Source organism: Roseateles sp. (assembly GCF_047654785.1).
Lineage (GTDB): Bacteria > Pseudomonadota > Gammaproteobacteria > Burkholderiales > Burkholderiaceae_C > Pelomonas.
In genome coordinates this window covers 566,168-590,491 of sequence record NZ_JASGKQ010000003.1, presented here as the reverse complement: position 1 = coordinate 590,491, position 24,324 = coordinate 566,168, and the positions used below count along the sequence as shown (strand labels likewise).

At 71.4% G+C, this 24,324-nt stretch carries 22 protein-coding genes and 2 pseudogenes; 8 read left to right on the top strand and 16 right to left on the bottom strand.

Annotation, left to right across the window (positions count from 1 at the left end):
* The first annotated feature begins 40 nt into the window (after nucleotides 1–40).
* Complete coding sequence (locus QM788_RS11840; RefSeq protein ID WP_415661679.1) at nucleotides 41–835, top strand: PEP-CTERM sorting domain-containing protein; 795 nt, start codon at nucleotides 41–43, stop codon at nucleotides 833–835.
* A 106-nt stretch (nucleotides 836–941) separates the two neighbouring features.
* Nucleotides 942–2,318, top strand: a complete 1,377-nt coding sequence (locus tag QM788_RS11835) for a glycoside hydrolase family 5 protein (protein ID WP_415661678.1) — start codon at nucleotides 942–944, stop codon at nucleotides 2,316–2,318.
* 6 nt (nucleotides 2,319–2,324) lie between these two features.
* Here QM788_RS11835 and QM788_RS11830 read toward each other — a convergent pair whose 3' ends face one another.
* From QM788_RS11830 to QM788_RS11790, 9 genes are all read right to left on the bottom strand, one after another.
* Nucleotides 2,325–4,619, bottom strand: a complete 2,295-nt coding sequence (locus tag QM788_RS11830; protein WP_415661677.1) for a DEAD/DEAH box helicase — start codon at nucleotides 4,617–4,619, stop codon at nucleotides 2,325–2,327.
* Nucleotides 4,620–4,659: 40 nt separating this feature from the next.
* Nucleotides 4,660–5,298 (bottom strand): RpiB/LacA/LacB family sugar-phosphate isomerase, encoded by a 639-nt coding sequence (locus tag QM788_RS11825; protein WP_415661676.1) that lies wholly within the window; start codon nucleotides 5,296–5,298, stop codon nucleotides 4,660–4,662.
* 205 nt (nucleotides 5,299–5,503) lie between these two features.
* Nucleotides 5,504–5,902 carry a type II toxin-antitoxin system RelE/ParE family toxin gene (locus QM788_RS11820; protein WP_415661675.1) on the bottom strand — a complete coding sequence of 133 codons (399 nt, stop codon included), beginning with the start codon at nucleotides 5,900–5,902 and terminating at the stop codon, nucleotides 5,504–5,506.
* Nucleotides 5,895–6,191, bottom strand: a complete 297-nt coding sequence (locus QM788_RS11815) for a type II toxin-antitoxin system Phd/YefM family antitoxin (protein WP_415661674.1) — start codon at nucleotides 6,189–6,191, stop codon at nucleotides 5,895–5,897. Before QM788_RS11815 ends, QM788_RS11820 begins: the two co-directional genes overlap by 8 nt.
* 44 nt (nucleotides 6,192–6,235) lie before the next feature.
* Nucleotides 6,236–6,673: a PaaI family thioesterase gene (locus QM788_RS11810; protein WP_415662981.1), complete on the bottom strand. Its 438-nt coding sequence runs from the start codon at nucleotides 6,671–6,673 to the stop codon at nucleotides 6,236–6,238.
* Between the two features lie 36 nt (nucleotides 6,674–6,709).
* Complete coding sequence (locus QM788_RS11805) at nucleotides 6,710–7,495, bottom strand: SDR family oxidoreductase (protein ID WP_415661673.1); 786 nt, start codon at nucleotides 7,493–7,495, stop codon at nucleotides 6,710–6,712.
* Between the two features lie 10 nt (nucleotides 7,496–7,505).
* Nucleotides 7,506–9,308: an acyl-CoA dehydrogenase gene (locus tag QM788_RS11800; RefSeq protein WP_415661672.1), complete on the bottom strand. Its 1,803-nt coding sequence runs from the start codon at nucleotides 9,306–9,308 to the stop codon at nucleotides 7,506–7,508.
* Between the two features lie 129 nt (nucleotides 9,309–9,437).
* The gene (locus QM788_RS11795) at nucleotides 9,438–10,613 is read right to left on the bottom strand and encodes an acetyl-CoA C-acyltransferase (protein WP_415661671.1); all 1,176 of its coding nucleotides are present in this window, start codon (nucleotides 10,611–10,613) and stop codon (nucleotides 9,438–9,440) included.
* A 75-nt stretch (nucleotides 10,614–10,688) separates the two neighbouring features.
* Nucleotides 10,689–12,782, bottom strand: coding sequence for a 3-hydroxyacyl-CoA dehydrogenase NAD-binding domain-containing protein (locus QM788_RS11790; protein WP_415661670.1), 2,094 nt, complete (start codon nucleotides 12,780–12,782; stop codon nucleotides 10,689–10,691).
* Nucleotides 12,783–12,918: 136 nt separating this feature from the next.
* On the opposite strand from QM788_RS11790, the gene QM788_RS11785 reads away from it, so the two are divergent.
* From QM788_RS11785 to egtD, 3 genes are all read left to right on the top strand, one after another.
* Nucleotides 12,919–13,308 carry a VanZ family protein gene (locus QM788_RS11785; protein ID WP_415661669.1) on the top strand — a complete coding sequence of 130 codons (390 nt, stop codon included), beginning with the start codon at nucleotides 12,919–12,921 and terminating at the stop codon, nucleotides 13,306–13,308.
* A 97-nt stretch (nucleotides 13,309–13,405) separates the two neighbouring features.
* On the top strand, nucleotides 13,406–14,548 hold the full coding sequence (egtB, locus tag QM788_RS11780; RefSeq protein ID WP_415661668.1) for an ergothioneine biosynthesis protein EgtB: 1,143 nt from the start codon (nucleotides 13,406–13,408) through the stop codon (nucleotides 14,546–14,548).
* A complete protein-coding gene (egtD, locus tag QM788_RS11775; RefSeq protein WP_415661667.1) occupies nucleotides 14,545–15,495 on the top strand; it encodes an L-histidine N(alpha)-methyltransferase in 951 nt (316 codons plus the stop codon). Before egtB ends, egtD begins: the two co-directional genes overlap by 4 nt.
* 133 nt (nucleotides 15,496–15,628) lie before the next feature.
* Here egtD and QM788_RS11770 read toward each other — a convergent pair whose 3' ends face one another.
* Both QM788_RS11770 and QM788_RS11765 read right to left on the bottom strand, forming a co-directional pair.
* On the bottom strand, nucleotides 15,629–15,922 hold the full coding sequence (locus QM788_RS11770) for a type II toxin-antitoxin system RelE/ParE family toxin (RefSeq protein WP_415661666.1): 294 nt from the start codon (nucleotides 15,920–15,922) through the stop codon (nucleotides 15,629–15,631).
* Nucleotides 15,923–16,168 carry a type II toxin-antitoxin system ParD family antitoxin gene (locus tag QM788_RS11765; RefSeq protein WP_415661665.1) on the bottom strand — a complete coding sequence of 82 codons (246 nt, stop codon included), beginning with the start codon at nucleotides 16,166–16,168 and terminating at the stop codon, nucleotides 15,923–15,925.
* 147 nt (nucleotides 16,169–16,315) lie between these two features.
* Here QM788_RS11765 and QM788_RS11760 point away from each other — a divergent pair, with 147 nt between their 5' ends.
* A complete protein-coding gene (locus tag QM788_RS11760; protein WP_415661664.1) occupies nucleotides 16,316–16,471 on the top strand; it encodes a hypothetical protein in 156 nt (51 codons plus the stop codon).
* On the opposite strand, the pseudogene QM788_RS11755 reads toward QM788_RS11760, so the two are convergent.
* Nucleotides 16,421–17,314, bottom strand: a pseudogene (locus QM788_RS11755) (IS4 family transposase); the annotation flags it as partial. The gene QM788_RS11760 and the pseudogene QM788_RS11755 overlap by 51 nt on opposite strands.
* Before the next feature lie 305 nt (nucleotides 17,315–17,619).
* Here QM788_RS11755 and QM788_RS11750 point away from each other — a divergent pair.
* A pseudogene (locus QM788_RS11750) lies at nucleotides 17,620–17,730 on the top strand (type IV secretory system conjugative DNA transfer family protein); the annotation flags it as partial.
* A 24-nt stretch (nucleotides 17,731–17,754) separates the two neighbouring features.
* Here the strand turns inward: QM788_RS11750 and cadR are convergent.
* Entirely contained in the window at nucleotides 17,755–18,201 is a 447-nt protein-coding gene (cadR, locus tag QM788_RS11745) for a Cd(II)/Pb(II)-responsive transcriptional regulator (RefSeq protein WP_415661663.1), read from the bottom strand.
* 74 nt (nucleotides 18,202–18,275) lie between these two features.
* Here cadR and QM788_RS11740 point away from each other — a divergent pair, with 74 nt between their 5' ends.
* Nucleotides 18,276–20,516 (top strand): heavy metal translocating P-type ATPase, encoded by a 2,241-nt coding sequence (locus QM788_RS11740; protein WP_415661662.1) that lies wholly within the window; start codon nucleotides 18,276–18,278, stop codon nucleotides 20,514–20,516.
* 37 nt (nucleotides 20,517–20,553) lie between these two features.
* Here the strand turns inward: QM788_RS11740 and QM788_RS11735 are convergent, their stop codons facing one another.
* From QM788_RS11735 to QM788_RS11725, 3 genes are all read right to left on the bottom strand, one after another.
* On the bottom strand, nucleotides 20,554–21,504 hold the full coding sequence (locus tag QM788_RS11735) for an NAD(P)H-dependent flavin oxidoreductase (protein WP_415661661.1): 951 nt from the start codon (nucleotides 21,502–21,504) through the stop codon (nucleotides 20,554–20,556).
* Nucleotides 21,505–21,514: 10 nt separating this feature from the next.
* A complete protein-coding gene (locus QM788_RS11730; RefSeq protein ID WP_415661660.1) occupies nucleotides 21,515–23,302 on the bottom strand; it encodes an acyl-CoA dehydrogenase in 1,788 nt (595 codons plus the stop codon).
* A gap of 74 nt (nucleotides 23,303–23,376) precedes the next feature.
* The gene (locus QM788_RS11725) at nucleotides 23,377–24,309 is read right to left on the bottom strand and encodes an electron transfer flavoprotein subunit alpha/FixB family protein (RefSeq protein WP_415661659.1); all 933 of its coding nucleotides are present in this window, start codon (nucleotides 24,307–24,309) and stop codon (nucleotides 23,377–23,379) included.
* Nucleotides 24,310–24,324 lie beyond the last annotated feature (15 nt).

Below are 24,324 nucleotides of genomic sequence, written 5' to 3'. Positions count from 1 at the left end.
TGCGGCCCCTGCCTTGCCTTTGCCCACCCCACGACAGCCCATGAGACCCGCAGCCTTCATCGCCCTCGCGGCCGCCCTGGCCCTACCCTTCGCGGCCACCGCCGCCGACGCGGCCGGCACCGCCACCGCGCAGGCATCCGTCGCCAACGTCAGCGTCACGCTGGTGGCCCTGGACGCCGAGCCCTGGATCACCGGCGCCTGGCCCTGGCTGGCGCAGAACACCGGCCCGGGCTGGCCGGCCACGGCCGAGTCCACCGGCGTCTCGGCCGAGCTGCTGGATGCCGGCGCGCGCGACGCCAGCCTCGGCTGGATCGGCACGGACCGCAGCGCCGCGGTCGCGTCCGGCAACGCATCGGCGAGCGCCCGCGTCGGCTTCTCCGGCGGCGACCTGTTCAGCCCCGGCGCCGCCCTGTCCTTCGCCAGCGCCAGCGGCGGCGAGGTCGCCACGGCCACGGCGCGGCTGTGGGACGCCGCCTTCATGGTGGGCGGGCGCACGCGCGTGGTCGTCACGATGACGCTGGACGGCCTGGCCGCGCAAGGCCACGGCGGCACCGCCATGGCGCTCGCCACGCTGGGCCTGTGGCACGACGGCAGCGGCGCGGGCTTCGCCAACGCCGAGGCCCAGGCCATCGACTCGCCCGGCTTTTCGGTCCGCTACGACGGCCCCGCCACGCTGTCGGTGAGCTGGGACAACCCCTCCGACGACGTCGCCGTGGCCCGCATCGCGCTGCTGACCTCGGCGCAGGTGCTGTCCGCCGCAGCGCCCGTCCCCGAGCCGGCGCCCGCGCTGCTGCTCGGCGTCGGCCTGGCCGCGCTGGCGCTGCGCCGCCGCTGACACGCCCACCGCCATCGAGGTGCTGCCGCCGGCAGCGCCCGAGCCGCCGGCGCAGGTGCCCGACACGAGGCGCCACGCCACCCTTCCCACCCCATGGAGACAAGCCATGACCTCGACACTCCGCACCGCCACGTCCCTGCTGGCCCTCGCGCTGGCCGCCGCGCCAGCCACCGCGCAGACCTGCACGGCCACCACCGTCAAGCCTTACATCAAGGTCGGCGGCAGCTGGACGAACACCGCCACGGCCACCGTCGCCGCCGGCAGCGCCTTCACCTTCGGCCCGCAACCCACCTCGGGCGGCAGCTGGAGTTGGAGCGGCTGCGGCAGCAGCGGCAGCGCGCGCGAGCAGCAGCTCACCGCCCAGGCCAGCTGCACGGCCACCGTCACCTACACCAACGGCTGCGGCGCCAAGACCCCCCAGGCCTTCACGATCACCGTGCCCGGCATGCGGGACCTGACCAGCCTGCAGCTGTCCAAACTGATGGGCGCGGGCTGGAACCTCGGCAACTCGCTGGAAGCCATCGGCGGCGAAACCGCCTGGGGCAACCCGCCGGCCACGCAGGCGCTGTTCAACGCCGTCAGGGCCGCCGGCTTCAAGACCGTGCGCATCCCGGTGTCGTGGAAGCAGTACGCCGACGCCAACGACAACATCAGCGCGAGCTGGATGGCCCGCGTCACGCAGGTCGTCAACTACGCGAAGAACGCCGGCCTCTACACCATCATCAACGTCCACTGGGACGGCGGCTGGATGCAGCCCACCTACGCCAACCAGGCGCTGGCCAATGCCCGCATCACCAAGTTCTGGACCCAGATCGCCAACAACTTCAAGGGCTACGACGACACGCTGCTGTTCGCCGGCACCAATGAGGTCATGAAGGACGGCGACTACGGCGTGCCCACCGTCGAGTACCACACGGTGCAGAACGGCTTCAACCAGCAGTTCGTCAACGCGGTGCGCGCCACCGGCGGCGGCAACCTGGCCCGCCACCTGGTCGTGCAGGGCTTCAACACCAACATCGACCACACGGTGGACTTCGCCACCCTCCCCGCCGACCCGGCCTCCCGGCGGCTGATGATGGAGGTCCACTTCTACGACCCCTACAACTTCACGCTCAACGAAAGCAGCACGATCTGGCAATGGGGTGCCGCGGCGAGCAGCGCCGCGAACACCGAGACCTGGGCCAACGAGGCCTTCGTGGACGCGCAGTTCCAGAAGATGAAGGCCCGCTTCGTCGATGCCGGCGTCCCGGTCATCCTCGGCGAGTTCGGCGTCATCCGCCGCACCGAGTACCCGGGCTCGGACACCTACCGCACGAACTGGACGACCTACGTCGCCCGCGCCGCCTGGACCCGTGGCGCCGTGCCCATCTGGTGGGACGCCGGCTCGCCCGCCGCCAACCACAGCATGGGCCTGTTCGACCGCAGCAGCGGCGCGCAGGTGTACCCCGGCCTCATCAGCGCGATCGTCAACGCGGCCCAGTAGGCGCGGTCAGTCCGGCTCCGCCGCCAGCGGCGCCAGCAGCAGCCGCAGCTCGGCGTCGCCGAACTTGCACAGCGCGCCGCCGTCGTCGTGCCCGAGCAGGCCGTCCGCGAGCGCCTGCTTGCGCGCCTGCAGCTCCAAAATGCGCTCCTCGATGCTGCCCTGCGCGACCAGCCGGTAGACGAACACCGGCTGGCGCTGGCCGATGCGGTGCGCCCGCGCGCTGGCCTGGGCCTGCACGGCGGGGTTCCACCAGGGGTCGACGTGGATGACGGTGTCGGCCGCCGTCAGGTTCAGGCCCACGCCGCCGGCCTTCAGGCTGGCCAGCAGCAGCGGCACCTCGCCGGCCTGGAAACGGCGCACGACGTCGCCGCGCTGCGCGGCCGGCGTCGCGCCGCTCAGGCGCAGGTGCGGCAGGCCGAGCGCGCCGAGTTCGTCGGCGATCAGGTCCAGCATCCCGGTGAACTGCGAGAACACCAGCAGCCGCCGGCCCTGCGCCACCAGCGCGGGCAGCTGCTCGCGCAGCCATTCGAGCTTGGCGCGCTCGGTGTGCGGCGCCACGGCCACGCCCTTCAGCAGCCGCGGGTCGCAGCAGACCTGGCGCAGCTTGAGCATCGCGTCCAGCACGCTGATCAGGCTGGTCGGGCTGAAGCCGTCGCGCTGCAGGATGCGCCGCACCAGGTGGTCGGCCGCGACGCGCACGCTCTCGTAGAGCTGCTTCTGCTGGCCGACCAGCGTGACGCGGGTGACCAGCTCGGTCAGCGGCGGCAGTTCGGCGGCCACTTCGGCCTTCAAGCGGCGCAGCACGAAGGGCCGCACGCGCGCCGCCAGCAGCCGCGCGCGCGGGCCGTCGCGGTTGACCTCGATGGGCTTGCGCCAGTGCTTGGCGAAGCTGCGCGCGTCGCCGAGGAAGCCCGGCATCAGCAGGTCGAACAGCGACCACAGCTCGCCCAGGTGGTTCTCCAGCGGCGTGCCGGTCAGCGCCAGCAGGTGGCGCGCGTCCAGCCGGCGCAGCGCGCGGGCGGCGCGGGCGCGGGCGTTCTTGACCGACTGCGCTTCGTCCAGGATCAGCAGGTGCCAGGGCCGGGCCGACAGCGCGCGCAGGTCGCGCCAGACGAGGTTGTAGGTGCTCAGCACGAGGTCGGCATCGGCGAGCTGCGCCGCGCTGCGCTCGGCGCCATGCCAGGTGCGCACGCGCAGCCCCGGCGCGATGCGCGCGGCCTCCTGCTGCCAGTTGAACAGCAACGAGGTCGGCACGATGACCAGCGCCGGGCGGTCCAGCCGGCCGGCCGCCTTCTCGGCCTCGATGTGGGCCAGCGCCTGCGCCGTCTTGCCCAGGCCCATGTCGTCGGCCAGGATGCCGGCCAGGCCCTGCTCGCGCAGGTATTGCAGCCAGGCCAGGCCGTGCAGCTGGTAGGGCCGCAGCGCGAGGCCCAGGCCGGGCGGCTGCGCCACCGGCCGCGGCGCGCCGGCCGCCAGCAAACGCCGGCCCAGCGCGCGCAGCCCGGCGTCGCCGTGGATCCGCCAGCGGCCGCGCGATTCGTCCTCGATGACGCGCAGCCGGTCGGCGTCCCAGGCGTGCAGCCGCAGCGGCTCGCCCTTTTCCAGCGGCGCGGGCTTCAGCAGGTCCAGCAGCGCCAGGAAGATGGCCTTCAGCGGCGCCGCCTGCGCGTGGTAGCGCCGGCCGCCGGGCGCGCGCAGGGAGACGATGGCGTCGTCCTCGATGGCGGCGATGGCCGCCGCGTCCAGCCAGCGCTTGTCGCGGCGCAGCAGGTTGGCGAGCAGCGGCGCGAGGTCGAGCTGCCGGCCGTCCACCTCCATGCCCAGGCTGACCAGCCAGGCGCCCGTGCGGCGCTCCAGCCCCAGGCCGGACACGCGGCGGCCAGGCCCGGGCGCGGCGTCGGCGGCGTCAGCGGCGTCTTCCGCGAGGCCCAGTTGCCAGCCGCTGACGGCCTGGCTGTGGTGGGCAAACCCCGGCTCGGTCGTGACCCGCCAGCCCAGGGCCTGCAGCGCCGGCACCTGCTCGGCGTGGAAGTCGCCGAAGAAGTCCTCCTGGAGCAGCGTCCACAGCGATTCGCCCCCGAGCGCCAGCGGCGCACCGCGCCACTGCAGCAGCGCGGGGTCGAGGGCCACGAGGCCCAGCTTGAGCAGCGCCTGCTCGGCATCGGCATCCCGCCGCGCCAGCGTCGCCACGGTCACCTGCTCGCCGCGTGGGCCGAGCGCACCACGCGGCCGCAGGCCCAGCAGGCCGTCGCCGCGCGTCAGCGTGCGCAGCCTGAGGTGGGGGGAGTCGGTGGCGGACATCGCGGCAGTCTCGCAGCCCGCGAGGCTGCCGCGCGCCGTCTCAGGCCAGCACGGCCTTGATGTGGGCGGCGATCGCGTCGTCCTGGCAGTTCGTGAAGAACAGCTCCTGGAACTTCTCGCCCGACACGGCGGCCTTCAGCAGGTCGGGGTCGACGGTCTTCAGCACGGTCAGCATGTCCTTGCAGGAGGCTGCCTTCAGGTCCTTCAGGATGCCGCGGTTCTTGGCCATGATGGCGGCGCGCTCCTTGGGGTAGCCGGCGCCGCGCTCCTGCTCGAAGAGCTTGCGGTAGCAGTCCTGCAGGTTCAGCTCGGCGGCCCAGCCGAAGCCCTTGGCGTAGGGCATGGACAGGCAGTTGCCGTCGTTGATCTGGCCGAACAGGAAGGCGTCGGTGGGGTCGATGACGAGGCCGCAGAACACACCGGGCATGCTGTTGCAGGCCAGCATGGAGCCCATGCCGGTGCCGCAGCCGGTGACGACGAAGTCCGCGGCGCGGGAGTTCAGCAGGATGCCGGCGAGCAGGCCGTTCATGACGTAGGTCAGCGAGGCCTTGTCCTCGGGCGTGTACATGCCGTAGTGGTGGACGCTGTGGCCCAGCGGCTCGGCGACGGTCTTGAGCGCGTTGTGGACGATCTCGGACTTGGCGGCCTGGCTGTTCTCGATGATGAGGGCGATCTTCATGGCGGGTGGCTTTCGGGGCGGGTCTGGACGGAGGTGAGGGGCCTGTGCCGCCGGGCCAGAGGGGCCACGGCCGCGAGCCGTCACGCCAGGCGTCATCCCGAACGAGGGCGAACCACAGGGTCCGTGCCGGCCTGGCCAACCGCGCGCCCCGAGGTGGCCGGGGCACGGCGCTGGCACCATTGTGCCTTTGATTCGGAACGTCGTTTCAAAACCCCGGCCACAGCCGGGCGAAATCGAAGGACAGCTGGCGGTGGTGGCGGATGGACAGCAGGTCGACGGTGGGCTCGGCCGGCGCGGACGCGTCGAGCACCGTGTAGAGCATCAGGTAGTCGCCGTGGAGGTATTCGCGCAGCGCGTCCGGCGCGCCGGGCGGCAGCGCGGCCAGCTGCGCCAGCGCCTCGGCGGACTGGGGTGGCCGGGCCAGGTAGCGCCGGCCGATGCGCGGAAAGCGCCGCAGATTGGGGATGACGACGGCGCGCAGTTCGGCCAGCAGGTCGTCGAAGGCGGAACCGGCATCGGCGGCCAGCAGGAAGGCCTCGATGGCGTCGAGGCGCTCCAGGAAACTCGCCGTCAGCTCGACCCGGTAGCGCGGCGGCTCAGCCACGGGCCGCGCGGCGCTGCTGGCGCTGCCGCAGGGCCTCGTCGGCCTCGACGCTGCGGCCGGCCGCGATGTCGGCCAGGCCGCGCGCGGCGTCGTCGATCAGCAGCAGATGGATGCGCTCGCGCTCCAGCCGGTGGTAGTAGTCCAGCCGGTCGGCGTCGATCAGCGCGACATAGCTTTCGCCGTTCTTCGTGATGATCTTCTCGGCGCCGGCCTTGGCCTGGTCGGCCAGTTCGGAGAGGTTGGCGCGGGCCTGGGTGAAGGGCACCACGTCGGCGACTGAAATTCCCATGGCGGCCTCGGCTGCGGAGTGGACAGGATTCTGTGCAGTCTAATTCAATCGCCCTCGCCGCCCAGCGGCTTCAGCGCCCGGCCAGCCGGCAGCGCGCGCAGGTATTTGAAGGTGCCGGTGGCGTGGGCGCAGAGCTTGTCGTCGGCGCCGAACACCGAGCCCTCGCAGAAGGCCAGCGTCGTCGAGCGGTGCAGCAGCCGGCCCACGGCGCGCAGTTCGCCCTCGCCGGGGCGCATGAAGCTGGTCTTCATCTCGACGGTGACGACGCCCGGCCCGAGGTCCGGCAGGTGGCGGTTCACGCTGCGCGCGGCATGGGCCATGGCCACGTCCAGCAGCGTCATCACGACGCCGCCATGCGCGACGCGCCAGGAGTTCAGGTGCGGCTCGGCGACGGTCAGCCGCAGCTCGGCCTCGCCGTCGCCCACCGCATGCAGCGTGAGGCCGAGTTGCTCGACGAAGGGGATGTGGACGGGAAAGGGGATCAAGGCCGTGGCTCCGGTCGCAGCGGCGCGCGGGGGTCAATGGACGGCGCTGACGCCGCCGTCCACCGCCAGGATCTGCCCGGTGATGTGCTTGCCGGCGCGGGACGCGAACAGCAGCGCGGCGCCCTTCAGGTCCTCGTCGTCGCCGAGGCGGTTCAGCGGCGCGTGGGCGGCCATCTTGTCCTCGCCCAGCGTGGCCAGCAGGCCCTTGGTCATCTTGCTCGGGAAGAAGCCCGGCGCCAGCGCGTTGACGGTGATGCCGTAGGCGCCCCACTCGCCGGCCAGCGCGCGCGTGAAGTTCACGGCGGCGCCCTTGCTGGTGTTGTAGGCGATGGTCTTCATCGCGCCCGAGTTGCCCGACAGGCCGGCGATGGAGGCGACGTTGATGATGCGGCCCGACTTGCGCGGGATCATGCTGGCCTGGGCCACCGCCTGCGCGAACACGAACAGGCTGCGGATGTTCAAGTCCATGACCTTGTCCCAGGCGTCGAGGGGATGCGCCTCGGCGGGTGCGCCCCAGGTGGCGCCGGCGTTGTTGACGAGGATGTCGATCTGGCCCAGGCGCTCCATCGTCTCGGCGACGACGCGCTGCGCCTCCGCCTCCCGGGACGCATCGGCCGCGATCCAGCGCGCGTCGATGCCGCGCGCCTGCAGGTGGGCCGCGGCCTCCTCCAGGTCGGCGGCCTTGCGCGAGGTCAGCATGATCTTGGCGCCGGCCTCGCCGAGCGCCTCGGCGATCTGCAGGCCCAGGCCGCGCGAGCCGCCGGTGACGAGGGCGACCTGGCCGGTCAGGTCGAAGAGGTCTTGGACTTTGGTGCTCATCACGGTCTCCTTAGAAATATTCGGCCTTGAGGTCGCGGCACAGCGGTTCGCGGCGGGCCACGACGTCCAGCCAGGCGCCGACCTTGGGCAGCTCGTAGGCGAAGAAATAGCGGGCCGCGGCGCGCTTGCCCTGGGCGAAATCGCCGTCGCCGGCCGCCGCCATCGCCACGTCCAGCCACAGCCAGGCCAGCACGGTGTGGCCGAAGGCCTGCAGGTAGGGCGTGGCGTTGGCCAGCGCGTCCTCGGGCTGGCCGGTGCTCCAGGCCTGCTTCGTCGCGCCGCCGACCTGCGCGAGCGCGGCGGCCAGCCGGTTGGCTTCGGGGGCCCAGTCGGTCTGCATTGCGCGCTCCAGGGTGGCCTGCACGCGCGCCGCCAGCGCGGCCAGCGAGGCGCCGCCGCGCTGCACCACCTTGCGGCCCAGCAGGTCCAGCGCCTGGATGCCGTGCGTGCCCTCGTGGATCATGTTCAGGCGGTTGTCGCGCCAGTACTGCTCGACCGGGAAGTCGCGCGTGTAGCCGTAGCCGCCCAGCACCTGGATGGCCAGCGAGTTGGCCTCCAGGCACCACTCGCTGGGCCAGCTCTTGGCGATCGGGATGAGCACGTCCAGCACGGCCTGCGCCTCGGCGGCGGCGGCGTCAGGGCCGGTGTGCAGCTCGTCGACCAGCCGGGCGCAGTACAGCGCCAGCGCCAGGCCGCCTTCGACGTAGCTCTTCTGCGCCAGCAGCATGCGGCGCACGTCGGCGTGCTCGATGATGGGCCGCTGCGGGCTGGCCGCGTCCTTGCCGGCGCGGGTCATCGGCCGGCCCTGCGGCCGCTGCTTCGCGTAGTCCAGCGACGCCTCGTAGCCGGCATAGCCCAGCATCACCGCGCCCAGGCCGACGCCGATGCGCGCCTCGTTCATCATGTGGAACATGCAGCGCAGGCCGTCGCCGGGCCGGCCGACGAGGTAGCCGATGGCACCGGCGCGGCCTCCCGGCGTGAAGCGGCCCTCGCCGAAGTTCAGCAGGCAGTTGGTGGTGCCGCGGTAGCCCAGCTTGTGGTTCAGGCCGGCCAGCGACACGTCGTTGCGCTCGCCGGTCAGCGCGGCCTGTTCGTCCACCAGCCACTTGGGGACGATGAACAGCGAGATGCCCTTGGTACCGGGGATGGGCTTGCCGTCCGGCCCCGGCACCTTGGCCAGCACCAGGTGGACGATGTTCTCGGTGATCTCGTGCTCGCCGGCGGAGATCCACATCTTGTGGCCCGTCAGCCGGTAGCGCGGGCCGAGCGGATCGGCCTCGTCCTCCAGCTCCGCGCGGGTGGCCACGTCGGACAGCGACGAGCCCGCCTGCGGCTCGCTCAGGCACATGGTGCCGAACCAGCGGCCCGCGAACTCGTTGCGGGCGAACACCTCGCGCTGCAGCGGCGTGCCGTGGGCCATCAGCAGGCTGGCGTTGCCGGAGGTCAGCATCGCGTAGCCGCCCATGGCCACGCTGGCCTTGCTGAAGAAGGCGTTGCCGGCCATCTCGATGACGCAGGGCAGTTGCATGCCGCCGACCTCGTAGTCCTGCGCGGCAGCCAGCATGCCGGACTCGGCATAGGCCCGGGTCGCGTCGTGCGTGGCCTGCGGCAGATGGACGCGCTCGCCGTCGAAATGCGGCTCCTGCGTGTCGGCCAGGCGGTTGAACGGCGCGAACTTGTCGCGGGCGATGCGCTCGCAGGTGTCGAGCACCGCGGCGAAGGTTTCGGCCGAGTGCTCGGCGAAGCGCTCGCGCGCGGTCAGCTCGCCGGCCTTCAGCCAGTCGAACAGCAGGAAATCCAGGGTCTCGCGCATGCGCCCTCCTCTTCACAGAGGCAGGGCCACGCCCTGCCGATACCTCCAGCGGAGCCCGCAGCACCGGCGTTGCCGGGCTGCGCGGCTCCGGCCCCTCTCGAGGGGCCCGGCGAAGCCGGTAGGGGTGGGCTAGATGACTTCGAAGATGCCGGCCGCGCCCATGCCGCCGCCGATGCACATCGTCACGCAGACGCGCTTGGCGCCGCGGCGCTTGCCCTCGATCAGCGCGTGGCCGGTCAGCCGCTGGCCCGACACGCCGTAGGGGTGGCCCACGGCGATCGCGCCGCCGTTGACGTTCAGGCGGTCCATCGGGATGCCCAGCGTGTCGGCGCAGTACAGCACCTGCACGGCGAAGGCCTCGTTGAGCTCCCACAGGTCGATGTCGGCCACCGTCAGGCCCAGCTTCTTCAGCACCTTGGGCACCGCGAACACCGGGCCGATGCCCATCTCGTCGGGCTCGCAGCCCGCCACCGCGAAGCCGAGGAAGCGGCCGATCGGCTTGAGGTTGTGCGTGCTCGCGTACTGCTCGCTGACCAGCGCGCAGGCGCCGGCGCCGTCGCTGAACTGGCTGGCATTGCCGGCGCTGACGACGCCGCCGGGCAGCGCGGTGCGCAGGTCCTTGATGCCTTCGAAGGTCGTGCCCTCGCGCAGGCCCTCGTCGGCGCTGACGGTCACTTCCTTGGTCATCAGGCCCATGACCTTGTCGGCCACGCCCATGGTGGTGGTGACGGAGACCATCTCGTCGGCGAACTTGCCGGCCGCCTGCGCGGCGCAGGCCTTCTGCTGGCTGGCGGCGCCGTACTGGTCCATGCGCTCGCGCGAGATGTTGTAGCGCTTGGCCACGTTCTCGGCGGTCTGCAGCATGCTCCAGTAGATCTCGGGCTTGAGCTTGAGCAGCGAGGGGTCGGCCAGCATGTGCTTGTTCATCTCCTGCTGCACGCAGGAGATGCTCTCGACGCCGCCGGCCACGAACACGTCACCCTCACCCGCGATGATGCGCTGCGCGGCCATCGCGATGGTCTGCAGGCCGCTGGAGCAGAAGCGGTTGATGGTGACGCCGCTCACCGTGACCGGCAGGCCGGCCTTGAGCGCGACCTGGCGGGCGATGTTGCTGCCGGTCGCGCCCTCGGGGAAGGCGCAGCCCATCAGCACGTCCTCGATGGCGCCGGCGTCGATGCCGGCGCGCTCGACGGCGGCCTTGACGGCATGGCCGCCCAGCGTCGCGCCGTGGGTCATGTTGAACGCGCCCTTCCAGCTCTTGGTCAGCGGGGTGCGGGCGGTGGAGACGATCAGTGCGTTGCTCATTTCAGTCCTAATCAGTTGGTGCCAGAGCTGCTCGCTTCGCTCGATCGGTCTGGCACGCAAAGTTTTGAGATTCGATCAGGTGAAGGACTTGCCTTCGGCGACCAGGCGGGCCAGCAGCGGCGCCGGCGTCCAGAACGCCGCGTCGTCCATCGGGTTCTTGGCAAAGCGCTTCATCGCCTGCACGACGTTGAAGAGGCCCACGGTGTCGGCGTAGCACATCGGGCCGCCGCGGAAGACGGGGAAGCCGTAGCCGGTCAGGTAGACCATGTCCACGTCGGACGCGCGCTGGGCGATGCCCTCCTCCAGCAGGTGCGCGGCCTCGTTGACGAGCGCGAACACCAGGCGGTGGACGATCTCCTCGTCGCTGATCTCGCGCGTCTTCGCGCCGATGGCCTCGCGGTGCTTCTTCAGCAGCTCGTCGACGACCGGCGACGGGATCGCGTCGCGCTTGCCGGGCTGGTAGTCGTACCAGCCGGCGCCGGTCTTCTGGCCAAAGCGGCCCAGCTCGCACAGGCGGTCGGCGCTGGCCGAGTACTTCATGCTGGCGCGCTCGACGGCGCGGCGCTTGCGGATGGCCCAGCCGATGTCGTTGCCGGCCAGGTCGCCCATGCGGAACGGGCCCATCGCGAAGCCGAACTTCTCGACCGCCCTGTCCACCTGCTGCGGCGAGCAGCCCTCGTCGAGCAGGAAGCCGGCCTGGCGGCTGTACTGCTCGATCATGCGGTTGCCGATGAAGCCGTCGCAGACGCCGGACACCACCGCCGTCTTCTTGATCTTCTTGGCCAGCGCCATCACGGTGGCCAGCACGTCCTTCGCGGTGGCCTTGCCGCGCACCACTTCCAGCAGCTTCATCACGTTGGCCGGGCTGAAGAAGTGCATGCCCACCACGTCCTGCGGGCGCTTCGTGAACGAGGCGATCTTGTCCACGTCCAGCGTCGAGGTGTTGGAGGCCAGGATGGCGCCGGGCTTGGCGACGGCGTCCAGCTGCTTGAACACCGATTCCTTGACGCCGATTTCCTCGAACACCGCCTCGATGATGAGGTCGCAGTCCTTCAGCTCGTCATAGCTCAGCGTGGTGCCCAGCAGCGCCATGCGCTGGGCGTACTTGTCTTCCTTGAGCTTTCCCTTCTTGACCTGAGCCTCGTAGTTCTTCCTGATCGTCGCGACGCCGCGGTCCAGCGCTTCCTGCTTGGTCTCCAGGATGGTGACCGGGATGCCCGCGTTCAGGAAGTTCATCGAGATGCCGCCGCCCATCGTGCCGGCGCCGATGACGCCCACCTTCTTGATGTCGCGCAGCGGCGTGCCTTCGGGCACGTCGGCGATCTTGCTGGCCACGCGCTCGGCGAAGAACAGGTGGCGCAGCGCCTTGGATTCCGGCGTCTGCATCAGCGCGGCGAAGCCCTCGCGCTCGGCGCGCATGCCGTCGTCGAACTTCAGGTTCACCGCGCCGGCCACGGCCTCCAGGCAGCGCAGCGGCGCCGGGTAGTTCTTGCTCATGCCGCCCACCATGTTGCGGGCGAACTGGAAGTAAGCCTCGGCGTTCGGGTGGCGGGCCTTCAGGTCGCGCACCTTCGGCAGCGGGCGCTTCTCGGAAATCTCTTCAGCGAACTTGACCGCCGCGTCCAGCACGTCGGCATCGACGACCTTGTCGAACAGCTTCTGGCCCGGGACCAGGGCCAGCATCTGCGCCTCCACCGGCTCGCCACTGACGATCATGTTCAGCGCGGGCTCCACGCCCAGCGCGCGCGGCAGGCGCTGCGTGCCGCCGGCGCCGGGCAGCAGGCCCAGCTTCACCTCGGGCAGCGCGACCTTGGTGCCGCTCTGCGCGACGCGGTAGTGGCAGCCCAGCGCCAGCTCCAGGCCGCCGCCCATGCAGACGCTGTGGATCGCCGCGACGACGGGCTTGCTGCTGTTCTCGACGACGCCGATCAGGCTCAGCAGGTTGGGCTCGGCCAGCGCCTTCGGGCTGCCGAATTCCTTGATGTCCGCACCGCCGGAAAACGCCTTGCCGGCGCCGGTGATGACGATGGCCGCGATGGCCGGATCGGCTTCGGCGCGCTCCACGCCCGCGGCGCAGGCGGTGCGGGTGGCGAGACCCAGCCCGTTGACGGGCGGGTTGTCGAGCGTGATCACGGCAACGGGGCCGCGAACTTCGTAATGGGCTGTCATGGGCACGACCTCGGTTGATGGGCCTGCCGCGTCTCCAGCGGGACGGCCCAGAATAGAACGACCGTTCGATTCTAGGCAGCGCCCCGCGCGCGGCTTTGTCCCGACCGTGACAAGGCGGGCCACAATGCCGCCCGCCATGCCACCCGCCCTGCTGAACCTGCTCACCGCCCCCAGGCACCGCCCGCTGTGGCGAGCGCTGCTCGCCGCGCTCGTCATCGCCATCACCTGGCTGGCCCTGTCGCCCGCGCCGCCCAAAACCCTCGACACCGGCTGGGACAAGGCCAACCACACGCTGGCCTTCGCGGCGCTGGCCTTCACCGCCGCCCGGGCGCTGTGGCCGCGGCCGCGGCAGTGGGGCTGGCTGGTGCTGGCGCTGCTGGCCTATGGCGCCGGCATCGAGGTCGCGCAGGGCTTCCTGCCGCCGCGCGAGGCCAGCATGCTGGACCTGCTGGCCGACGCCTCCGGCATCGCCGCCGGCCTGCTGCCCGCCTGGGTCGTCGCCGCGCTCGCGGCGCGCGGGCGCTGACGCGCTGACGGCCCGCCGCCGCGGCGGCGGCACCGTCCTACAGCGGCCGCACCCCCGCTGACATACCGTTGGCACCCGACCGAGACACGGTGCCGCCATGCCGACCGACCTGCTCCGCGCCACCCGCGCCCACACGCTGGCCCTGGCGGCGCCCTTGTCGGCCGAGGACGCCCAGCTGCAGTCCATGCCCGACGCCAGCCCCGCGAAATGGCATCTGGCGCACACCACCTGGTTCTTCGAGACGCTGGTGCTGCGGCCGCATCTGCGCGGCTACCGCGTGTTCGACGGGCGCTGGCCGCGGCTCTTCAACTCCTACTACGAAAGCCTGGGCCCGCGCCACGCGCGCCCGCAGCGCGGCCTGCTGAGCCGGCCGTCGCTGGACGAGGTCAAGGCCTACCGCGCGCATGTCGACGCCGCGCTGGCCGGCCTGCCGCCGCACGCGCCGGCCGAGGCGCTGGCCCTCGTCGAGCTGGGCTGCCACCACGAGCAGCAGCACCAGGAGCTGCTGCTCACCGACATCCTGCACGCCTTCTCGTGCAACCCGCTGCTGCCGGCCTACGACAGCGCGGCGCCCGCCCCGGCCGAAGCCTCCGAACCCGCCTGGCTGAAGCACCCGGGCGGCATCGTCGACATCGGCCACGGCGGCGATGGCTTCGCGTTCGACAACGAGGGCCCGCGCCACCCGGTGCTGCTGGCGCCGTTCGAGATCGGCAACCGCCTCGTCACCTGCGGCGACTACGCCGACTTCATCGCCGCCGGCGGCTACCGCGAGCCGCTGCTGTGGCTGTCCGACGGCTGGGCCGCCGTGCAGGCGCAGGGCTGGCAGCGGCCGGCCTACTGGCTGGAGGACGGCCGCGTGTTCGGCCTGCACGGCGCGCAGCCGCCGGACCCCGGCGCGCCCGTCATGCAGCTCAGCTTCTACGAGGCCTGCGCCTTCGCCGAATGGGCCGGCGCGCGGCTGCCCACCGAGTTCGAGTGGGAGGCCGCCAGCGCGCTGCCCGGCTTCGCGCAGGCCACCGGCCAGGCCTGGCAGTGGACGCGCTCCAGCCACGCGCCCTACCCCGGCTTCCGGCCTGCGGCGGGGGCGGTCGGCGAATACAACGGCAAGTTCATGGTCGGCCAGCAGGTGCTGCGCGGCGGCAGCCTCGCCACGCCGCCCGGCCATGCGCGGCCGACCTACCGCAATTTCTTCCCGCCGTCCGCGCGCTGGCAGTTCAGCGGCCTGAGGCTCGCGCGATGAACATCGACACCGGCGCCGGCCCGGGCCCGTTCGCGGCCGACCTGCATGCGGCGCTCGGCCGCTCGCCCAAGGCCATCTCGCCCAAGTACTTCTACGACGAGGCCGGGTCGCGGCTGTTCGAGCGCATCTGCGAGCTGCCCGAGTACTACCCCACGCGCACCGAGCTGGCGCTGCTGCGGGCCCACGCGGCCGGCATGGCGGCCCGGTTCGGCGGCCGCGTGCAGCTGGTGGAGTACGGTGCCGGCGCGCTGCGCAAGGTGCGCCTGCTGCTGGACGCGCTGCCATGCGACGGCGTGCAGTTCGTGCCGGTGGACATCTCCGGCCCGCACCTGCTGGCCGCCTGCGACGCGCTGGCCGGCGACTACCCGGACCTGGCCCTGCAGCCGCTGGTGGCCGACTTCACGCGGCCACACACGCTGCCGCCCTGCGCGCCGGGCGCGCGCCGCGTCGGCTTCTTCCCCGGCTCCAGCATCGGCAACTTCACGCCCGCCGAGGCCGACGCCTTCCTGCGCCTGGCGGCCGGCGAACTGCGCGGCGGCGGCCTGCTGATCGGCATCGACCTCGTGAAGGACCCCGGCCTGCTGCACGCCGCCTACAACGACGCGGCCGGCGTGACGGCGGCCTTCAACCTGAACCTGCTGGAGCGGGCGCGCAGGGAGCTGGGCGCCGAGTTCCCGGCCGGCGGCTTCGCGCACCTGGCCTTCTACAACCCGGCCTACCGCCGCATCGAGATGCACCTGCGCGCGACCCGGCCGCTGGAGCTGCGGCTGGGCGGCGAGGTCTACCCGTTCCACGAGGGCGAGACGCTGCACACGGAGCACTCGCACAAGTACACGGTGGCAGGCTTCCAGGCGCTGGCCGCGCGGGCGGGGTTCAAGCCCGGCCAGGTCTGGACGGACCCGAACCGGTGGTTTGCGGTGCTGTGGCTGGAGGCGCCAGGCGGGTGACGGCTGATGGCGGGAACGGCCTCCGCCGTCGGATCACGCAGCCTTGGGTGTCCGTGTGAGTGGCCCATCACGCAACAGCCATGCCTGGGCAGCAAGGAGCACCCTGAGGCCCAACGACAAAGCTCAGCGGGCGCTACAACACGAACCGGTTCTCGGTGTCCATTGCGCTGTGTATGACGCGGACAAGATCAATACCGTCTTGCAGCGGCGTATAGAAAACAACGTACCTGCCGAAAGCGAAGCTGTGGATACCGGGCCAAAGCTCCTTGCGATCTTTGCCCATCAGGGGCTGTGTGGCCCACAGCGCCAACTTTTCATCCAGTCGATCCACCCAACGATCAGCTTCTGCAACGCTGTCTTCAGCGATGAAGGCCCAAATCTCCAGGACATCGGCTTCTGCCTGCGGACGTCGTGTGACGCGGGCCATCTACGCGGCGGCCTTGGCGCGGGCCTTCTTCTTTATCGCCGCCACATCCCAGGGCTCACTGGGCCCGCTCTCGAGTCCCCTCTTGACCTCCCGCCTGAGTTCTTCGACCTTGGCCTCTTTGAGGCGGTCCTGCTCTCCCATGAGGCGAAGTGCCTCCCGGACGACTTCGCTGGCAGAGGTGTACATGCCCGAGGTGACCTTGGCGCGGACCATCTCTTCAAGCTGCGGCGTGAGGTTCACGTTCATTCCCATAGCCAGACTCCAGGAAGTTCAAGCTGGAAAGCATATCAAATAATGTCAAAGATTGACATGATTAGTCATCTCCTCAGGTGGATCGCCTGACGAGCCAACTGGGCCGCAGCCTTGGCGCCATCCACTGTGGGGGCCGAGGCCATGGCCTTCAACACGATCCAGTTTCAGCACGGCATGTCGGTGCCGGAGTTCATCGAGCGCTTCGGCACGGAAGAGCAGTGCGCCGAGGCCGTCAAGGCCATGGCATTACACACAACTCGTAGCGAGGCGGTTGTGGCGCACGAGGCGCATGCCTGAGGCGAAGTCCATGACGCGCTGCAGGCCGATCCACAAGGTTTTGACGCCCGGCTCGCCATCACCTTTACGCGCGAGGAAGCCACCCAGCATGGCCACGCGGCGCACCACCTCGTTGAGGCTGGGTGGCTTGTCCGGCAATGGCTTGTTGGTCAGCACGTAGGCCGCATGGATCTCGTCGGCGTCGAACACCAGCGTGGCCGGCAGGTCCGGGCAGGTGCGCCCCAGCCGCATCAACCGCCCGATGCGCCAGGACACCACCATGAACAGCGCCAGTGCGCGTTCGATCTTGTCCATGCTGGCCAACTGCAGCGCCTCGACCCGGCAGCCGTTCTTCAAGACGTGGAAAAACGTCTCGATCTCCCAGCGCGCTCGATACCAGTCGATCAGCTCGATCACCTGGGCCGGGGTGCTGGCCTGGCGGTTGGTCAGCAGCCGCCAGCACACCGGCTTGACGCCCGCAGGCGCGTCGATTTCGCTGGCGATGAGGCAGCTCATCTCGATGGCGCCATCCACGCCGTCGCCTGGATCGAGCCGCAGCCGCTTGGCCCGCAGTTCCTGGCGCACCACGCGCGGCCGGCGGCCGTCGCGTGCGCCCAGCGTGAATTCGATCTCGCCCAGCAGCGCCTCGGCCTGGACCTCGTCCCACAGCCGCTTGCCCTCGCCCAGCACCCGGTTGTGCTGCGAGCGCACCAGCACATCGACCGGCCAGCCCAGGGCCTGCCCGCGCTGCATCAGCGCCAGGATGTCGCTCTCGCGGTCTCCCACCTGCACCAGCCGCGTGTCGGGCAACTGCGCTGCACGTTCGGCCAGGCGCTGGTAGCTTTCGATCCAGCGCAGGCTTTGGCATGGCAATCCCGCAGGCGTTGCCATGTATCGGGGAGAACCACTAGCGAAAACAGCGACGAAATCGGACTCGCGCAGCGGAGGCATCAATGTCAAACGACAACGCCATCGACCCCTCATCGCCATTGGCGGGAAGGTGCTGACCATGCCGCGCATTCCCCATGAGGAATCAGCGCAGGAGAAATCGGAGGCCAGGTCACGCAAGGGACGAACGTGCTGTTCGGTCAGATCGCCGTGATATTCGGCATCGTGATCGCCGGAGTGTGGGGTGCCACGCAATGGACAGCCGCCGCCCTTGGCTAGCTAGCGACGGCATCGAGCGCCGCCACAAGCTGCTGCTAATGCTCGATGAGTTCCCGGCCCTGGGCCGGCTCGACTGCTTCGAGACGGCCTTGGCCTTCATGGCGGGCTATGGCAGGGTACTCCTTGGACGAGGGGCTTCAATAGTGCACCGAGCGCCGGTGGGAACCCGGCGCCGGCAGCCCGCCTTCCCGCGCCGCGGCGGCCAGCCCGCCGAGGATGCCGCAGCGGTCGGCGCTCTGCGCCTCGGCGCAGCGGCGGCGCAGTTGCACGAGCTGCTTCTCCAGCGCGCGCAGCTCGCGGATGCGCCGCGACACATGGCCGATGTGCGCGTCCAGCAGCGCGTTCACGTCGCCGCAGTCGCCGCCCGGCGCGTCCTTCACGCGCAGCAGCACGCGCACCTCGTCCAGCGACATGTCCAGGCCCCGGCAGTGGCGGATGAACTGCAGCCGCTCCAGGTGCGCCGGCTGGTAGACGCGGAACCCGCCCTGCGTGCGCCCCGGCGCCGGCAGCAGGCCCTCGCGCTCGTAGTAGCGGATGGTGTCCACGGCGGTGGCCGAGGCGGCGGCGAGGTCTCCGATTTTCATGGCGGGCGGCAGGGAATCTGCCCGGCAGTGTAGGCACTTGACTCTGGAGCGGCTCCAGGGATTCCAATCACGCCATGAGCCCTCACGACCCCGCCCACGACGCTTCCCACGGCCATGCCCATGGCCATGCGCACGGCCCCGCCCACGCCCACGCGCCCGCGTGCTGCCACGGCGGCCCCGGCGCCCCCGCCGCCGCGGCGCCGGCCCCGGCCGGCGGCCTGCTGCTGCGCATCCCGGCGATGGACTGCCCGGTCGAGGAAGGCCAGATCCGCCGCGCGCTGGAAGGCTTCGCCGGCCTGCGCCGCCTGCACTTCGACCTGCCCGCCCGCCTGCTGGCGGTGGACGCGCCGCCCGCCTCGTGGGACGCGGTGACGGCCGCCATCCGGCAGCTCGGCTTCCAGACCGAGACGCTGTCCGCGCCGCCCGCCGCCGCGGACACGGCGCGGGCCCGGCGCGCCGAGCTCGCCCGGCTGGTGGCCGCGCTGGCGGTGGCCGCCGGCGCCGAGCTGCTGCACTTCTTCGCGCCCGACGGCGGGGCCTGGCAGCTCGCCGGCATGGCGCTCGCCGCCGCCGCGATCGCGCTGTCGGGCCTGGCGGTGTTCCGCAAGGGGCTGTCGTCGCTGGCGCGCGGGCAGCTCAACATCAATGCGCTGATGTCGGTCGCCGTCACCGGCGCCTTCGCCATCGGCCAGTGGCCCGAGGCGGCGATGGTGATGGCGCTGTACTCGCTGGCCGAGCTGATCGAGGCCCGCGCCGTGGAGCGCGCGCGCCACGCCATCGCCGGGCTGCTGGCGCTGTCGCCCGAGCAGGCGGAGGTGCGCCAGCCGGACGGCGGCTGGGCGCGCATGGCCGCCAAGGCCGTCGCCGTGGGCGCCACCGTGCGCGTGAAGCCGGGCGAACGGTTCGCGCTGGACGGCAGCGTCACCGCCGGCCGGGGCGCGGTGGACCAGTCCCCCGTCACCGGCGAGAGCATGCCGGTGGACAAGGCGCCGGGCGACCCGGTGTTTGCCGGCACCATCAACCAGGGCGGCGCGCTGGAGTTCGAGGTCACCCGGCCGGCGGGCGACACGGTGCTGGCCGGCATCATCCACGCCGTCGAGGCCGCGCAGGGCCAGCGCGCGCCCACGCAGCGCTTCGTGGACCGGTTCGCGGCCGTCTACACGCCCGCCGTCTTCGTGCTGGCGCTGGCCGTCGCCGTCGGCATGCCGCTGCTGCTGGGCTGGCCGTGGCTCACCGGCCTGTACAAGGCGCTGGTGCTGCTGGTCATCGCCTGCCCCTGCGCGCTGGTGATCTCCACGCCGGTCACCGTCGTCAGCGGCCTGGCCGCGGCCGCGCGGCGCGGCATCCTCATCAAGGGCGGCACGCACCTGGAGAACGCACGCCGGCTGCGGGTGCTGGCGCTGGACAAGACCGGCACGCTGACGGAAGGCCGGCCCCGGCTCGTGGCGCGGCAGGTGCTGGCCGGCGATGAAGCAGGCGTCCTGCGCATCGCGCGCAGCCTGGCGGCGCGCTCCGACCACCCGGTCTCGCAGGCCGTCGCCGCCGGGCTGGACGGCGAGCCGCCGCTGCCGGTGGACGACTTCGGCGCCGAAGCGGGCCGCGGCGTGTACGGCCGCGTCGACGGGCGGGACGCGGTGCTGGGCAACCACCGCTGGATCCATGAGCGCGGCCAGTGCTCGCCCGAGCTGGAGGCGCTGATGCAGCAGCACGAGGCGCAGGGCCGCACCGTGTCGCTGCTGGCCGACGGCAGCCGGGTGCTGGCGCTGTTCGCCGTGGCCGACACCACCAAGGCCACCAGCCGTGAGGCGGTGGCCGCGCTGAAGGCGATGGGCGTGAGGCCCGTGATGCTGACCGGCGACAACCCGTCCACCGCGCGGGCCATCGGCGACCAGGTGGGCATCGCCGACGTGCAGGCCAACCTGCTGCCGCAGGACAAGCAGCGGGCCATCGCGGCGCTGGCCGCCCACGGCGCCGTCGGCATGGTGGGCGACGGCGTGAACGACTCGCCCGGCCTCGCCGCCGCCGCCGTGGGCTTCTCGATGGGCGCCGCCGGTACCGACACCGCCAAGGAGACGGCGGACGTGCTCATCATGGACGACGACCTGCGCAAGGTGCCGGAGACGATCCGGCTGTCGCAGCGCACCCATGCCGTGCTGTGGCAGAACATCGTGCTGGCGCTGAGCATCAAGGCCGTGTTCTTCGCGCTGGCGGTGTTCGGCAGCGCGACGATGTGGATGGCCGTGTTCGCCGACATGGGCGCCAGCCTGCTGGTGGTGGCCAACGGGCTGCGGCTGCTGCGCGGCGCGCGCGCATGAGCTGATGGATGGCGGCCCGGACGGACCGGGCCTCAGCTCACAGCGCGAGCCGCGCGCGCGCCGCGGCGTACTCGCGCTTCAGGCGCGCCACCAGCTCGGCCGCCGGCACCACGGCCTTGACCGCGCCGATGCCCTGGCCGCTGCCCCAGATGTCCTTCCAGGCCTTGGCCGCGCCGCCGCCGAAGTTCATCGCGCTCGGGTCGCTCTCGGGCAGCGCGTCCGGGTCCAGGCCGGCGGCGACGATGGAGCCGCGCAGGTAGTTGCCATGCACGCCGGTGAAGAGGTTGCTGTAGACGATGTCGTCGCTGCTGCTGGCGACGATCATCTGCTTGTAGGCGTCGCTGGCGCGCGCCTCTTCCGTGGCGATGAAGGCCGAGCCGATGTAGGCCAGGTCGGCGCCGCAGGCCTGCGCGGCCAGGATGGCGTCGCCCGTGGCCATGGCGCCGGACAGCGCCAGCGGGCCGTCGAACCACTCGCGGATTTCCTGCACCAGCGCGAACGGGCTCTTCACGCCCGCATGGCCGCCGGCGCCGGCCGCGACGGCGATCAGGCCGTCGGCGCCCTTCTCGATGGCCTTCCGGGCGAACTTGTTGTTGATGATGTCGTGCAGCACGATGCCGCCCCAGCCGTGCACGGCCTGGTTCACGTCCTCGCGCGCGCCCAGCGAGGTGATGACGATGGGCACCTTGTACTTGGCGCACACCTGCATGTCGTGCTCCAGGCGCTCGTTGCTCTTGTGCACGATCTGGTTGATGGCGAACGGCGCGGCCGGCTGGTCCGGGTGGGCGCGGTCATGGGCGGCCAGCGTCTCGGTGATCTCGGCCAGCCACTCGTCGAGCTGCTCGGCGGGCCGCGCGTTGAGCGCCGGCATGGCGCCGACGATGCCGGCCTTGCACTGCGCGATGACGAGCTTGGGGTTGCTGATGATGAACAGCGGCGAGCCGATGACGGGCAGCGGCAGGTTTTTCAACACGGGAGGCAGGGACATGTCGATCTCCTCAGAAGGCGTCGAGCGGCAGCGCCGTCACGCTGTCGGCGCCGTCGACGATGGCGGCGCGCAGCGCGCCGGTGCGGGGCAGGATGTGTTCGGCGTAGAAACGCGCGGTGGTGATCTTGGCGGCCATGAAGGCGGTGTCAGTCGCCAAGGCGTCTTCCGCGGCCATCAGCGCGCGGGCCAGTTGCCAGCCGGCCATCAGGTTGCCCGCCAGCATCAGGTAGGGCACCGAGCCGGCATAGGCCGCGTTCGGGTTGGCCTTGCCCTGGGCGGCGATGAAGTCCACCGCGGCCAGGAAGTCCTCGCGCGCCGCGCGCAGCGCCTGCCGCATGGCCCGGGCGGCGGCGCCGTCGCGCTGCGCCAGCTCGGCCTCGGTGGCCTCGACCTGGCCGGCGACGCCGCGCGCCAGCTGGCCGCCGTCGCGCGCGGTCTTGCGGCCCACGAGGTCGTTGGCCTGGATGGCGGTCGTGCCCTCGTAGATGGTCAGGATCTTCGCGTCGCGGTAGTACTGCGCCGCGCCGGTCTCCTCGATGAAGCCCATGCCGCCATGCACCTGCACGCCCAGGCTGGTGACCTCCAGGCTCATCTCGGTGCTGTAGCCCTTCACCAGCGGCACCATGAAGTCGTAGAAGGCCTGGTTCTGCCTGCGCGCGTCGGCGTCGGGGTGGTGGTGGGCGGCGTCGAACGCCGCCGCCGCGGTGCTCGCCATCGCGCGGCAGCCCTCGGTCAGCGCGCGCATCGTCATCAGCATGCGGCGCACGTCGGGGTGGTGGATGATGGCCGCGGGGCCGGCCACCGAGCCATCCACCGGGCGGGACTGCACGCGGTCCTTCGCGTAGGCGGCGGCCTTCTGGTAGGCGCGGTCGGCGATGGCGACGCCCTGCAGGCCGACGCCGTAGCGGGCCGCGTTCATCATGATGAACATGTATTCGAGGCCGCGGTTCTCCTCGCCGATCAGCGTGCCGATGGCGCCGCCGTGGTCGCCGAACTGCAGCACCGCCGTCGGGCTGGCCTTGATGCCCATCTTGTGCTCGATGGACACGCAGTGCGCGTCGTTGCGGGCGCCCAGGCTGCCGTCTGCGTTGACCAGGAACTTGGGCACCAGGAACAGGCTGATGCCCTTCACGCCCTCCGGCGCACCGGCCACGCGGGCCAGCACCAGGTGGACGATGTTCTCCGCCATGTCGTGCTCGCCGTAGGTGATGAAGATCTTGGTGCCAAAGATCTTGTAGGTACCGTCGCCCTGCGGCTCGGCGCGGGTGCGCACCAGCGCGAGGTCGGAGCCGGCCTGGGGCTCGGTGAGGTTCATCGTGCCGGTCCAGGAGCCGTCCAGCAGTTTCGGGATGAAGGCGGCCTTCTGCGCGTCGCTGCCGGCCGTCAGCAGCGCCTCGACGGCGCCGTCGGTCAGCAGCGGGCACAGCGCGAAGCTCATGTTGGCCGCCTGCAGCATCTCGTTGCACGCCGCGGCGATCGCCTTGGGCGCGCCTTGGCCGCCGAACTCGACCGGGTGGACGAGGCCCTGCCAGCCGCCCTCGGCATAGGCGCGGAAGGCCTGCTTGAAGCCGGGCGTCGTCGTGACGACGCCGTCGCGCCACGAGGACGGGTTCTTGTCGCCCTCGAAGTTCAGCGGCGCGATGACGTCCCCGGCCAGCTTGGCGCACTCCTCCAGCACGGCGGCGGCGGTGTCCAGGCCGAAGTCCTCGAAGGCGGGGATCTGCTGGACGAGCGTGTCCAGCCCGGCCAGGTGCTGGAGGTTGAACAGCATGTCCTTGACGGGGGCGCGGTAAGTCATGGCGAGTCTCCTGGGCAAAAAAAGGGCGCCGCGACGATGCCGGTCGGGCGCCCGATGCGGGGGTCAGTGCGGGGTCAGAGCGCGTTCACCAGTTCCGGCACGGCCGTGAACAGGTCTGCTTCCAGGCCGTAGTCGGCCACCGAGAAGATCGGCGCCTCCGGGTCCTTGTTGATCGCGACGATGACCTTGGAGTCCTTCATGCCGGCCAGGTGCTGGATGGCGCCCGAGATGCCGGCCGCGATGTAGAGCTGCGGCGCGACGATCTTGCCGGTCTGGCCGACCTGCCAGTCGTTGGGCGCGTAGCCCGCGTCCACGGCGGCGCGCGAGGCGCCCAGCGCGGCGCCCAGCTTGTCGGCCAGCGGCGTCAGCACTTCCATGAACTTCTCGTTCGAGCCCAGCGCGCGGCCGCCCGAGACGATGATCTTGGCGGCGGTCAGCTCGGGGCGGTCGCTCTTGGTCACCTCGCGGCCGACGAAGCTGCTCCTGCCGCTGTCGGTGGCAGCGGCCACGGTCTCCACGGCGGCTGAGCCGCCCGTCGCGGCGGCCGGGTCGAAGCCGGTCGTGCGCACGGTGATGACCTTGGTGGCGTCGCCGCTCTGCACGGTGGCGATCGCGTTGCCGGCGTAGATCGGGCGCTCGAAGGTGTCGGCGCCGACGACCTTGGTGATGTCGCTGATCTGGGCCACGTCCAGCAGCGCGGCGACGCGCGGCGCGACGTTCTTGCCGGCGGCGGTGGCGGGGAACAGGATGTGGCTGTAGCCCGGCGCCAGCGCGAGCACCTGCGCGGCGACGTTCTCGGCCAGGCCGTCGGCCAGCGCGGCCGCGTCGGCGTGCAGCACCTTGGCGACGCCGGCGACCTGCGCGGCGGCGGCGGCGGCGGCCGCGGCGTTGTGGCCGGCCACCAGCACGTGCACGTCGCCGCCCAGCGCGGCGGCGGCGGTGACGGTGTTCAGGGTCGCGCCCTTGAGGGCGGCGTTGTCGTGTTCGGCAATGACGAGTGCGGTCATCTCAATATCTCCGGC

Coding starts and splice junctions, on each gene's coding strand:
- QM788_RS11840 (WP_415661679.1), top strand. CDS start 41: ATGAGACCCGCAGCCTTCATCGCCCTCGCGGCCGCCCTGGCCCTACCC.
- QM788_RS11835 (WP_415661678.1), top strand. CDS start 942: ATGACCTCGACACTCCGCACCGCCACGTCCCTGCTGGCCCTCGCGCTG.
- QM788_RS11830 (WP_415661677.1), bottom strand. CDS start 4,619: ATGTCCGCCACCGACTCCCCCCACCTCAGGCTGCGCACGCTGACGCGC.
- QM788_RS11825 (WP_415661676.1), bottom strand. CDS start 5,298: ATGAAGATCGCCCTCATCATCGAGAACAGCCAGGCCGCCAAGTCCGAG.
- QM788_RS11815 (WP_415661674.1), bottom strand. CDS start 6,191: ATGGGAATTTCAGTCGCCGACGTGGTGCCCTTCACCCAGGCCCGCGCC.
- QM788_RS11805 (WP_415661673.1), bottom strand. CDS start 7,495: ATGAGCACCAAAGTCCAAGACCTCTTCGACCTGACCGGCCAGGTCGCC.
- QM788_RS11800 (WP_415661672.1), bottom strand. CDS start 9,308: ATGCGCGAGACCCTGGATTTCCTGCTGTTCGACTGGCTGAAGGCCGGC.
- QM788_RS11795 (WP_415661671.1), bottom strand. CDS start 10,613: ATGAGCAACGCACTGATCGTCTCCACCGCCCGCACCCCGCTGACCAAG.
- QM788_RS11790 (WP_415661670.1), bottom strand. CDS start 12,782: ATGACAGCCCATTACGAAGTTCGCGGCCCCGTTGCCGTGATCACGCTC.
- QM788_RS11785 (WP_415661669.1), top strand. CDS start 12,919: ATGCCACCCGCCCTGCTGAACCTGCTCACCGCCCCCAGGCACCGCCCG.
- egtB (WP_415661668.1), top strand. CDS start 13,406: ATGCCGACCGACCTGCTCCGCGCCACCCGCGCCCACACGCTGGCCCTG.
- egtD (WP_415661667.1), top strand. CDS start 14,545: ATGAACATCGACACCGGCGCCGGCCCGGGCCCGTTCGCGGCCGACCTG.
- QM788_RS11770 (WP_415661666.1), bottom strand. CDS start 15,922: ATGGCCCGCGTCACACGACGTCCGCAGGCAGAAGCCGATGTCCTGGAG.
- QM788_RS11765 (WP_415661665.1), bottom strand. CDS start 16,168: ATGAACGTGAACCTCACGCCGCAGCTTGAAGAGATGGTCCGCGCCAAG.
- QM788_RS11760 (WP_415661664.1), top strand. CDS start 16,316: ATGGCCTTCAACACGATCCAGTTTCAGCACGGCATGTCGGTGCCGGAG.
- cadR (WP_415661663.1), bottom strand. CDS start 18,201: ATGAAAATCGGAGACCTCGCCGCCGCCTCGGCCACCGCCGTGGACACC.
- QM788_RS11740 (WP_415661662.1), top strand. CDS start 18,276: ATGAGCCCTCACGACCCCGCCCACGACGCTTCCCACGGCCATGCCCAT.
- QM788_RS11735 (WP_415661661.1), bottom strand. CDS start 21,504: ATGTCCCTGCCTCCCGTGTTGAAAAACCTGCCGCTGCCCGTCATCGGC.
- QM788_RS11730 (WP_415661660.1), bottom strand. CDS start 23,302: ATGACTTACCGCGCCCCCGTCAAGGACATGCTGTTCAACCTCCAGCAC.
- QM788_RS11725 (WP_415661659.1), bottom strand. CDS start 24,309: ATGACCGCACTCGTCATTGCCGAACACGACAACGCCGCCCTCAAGGGC.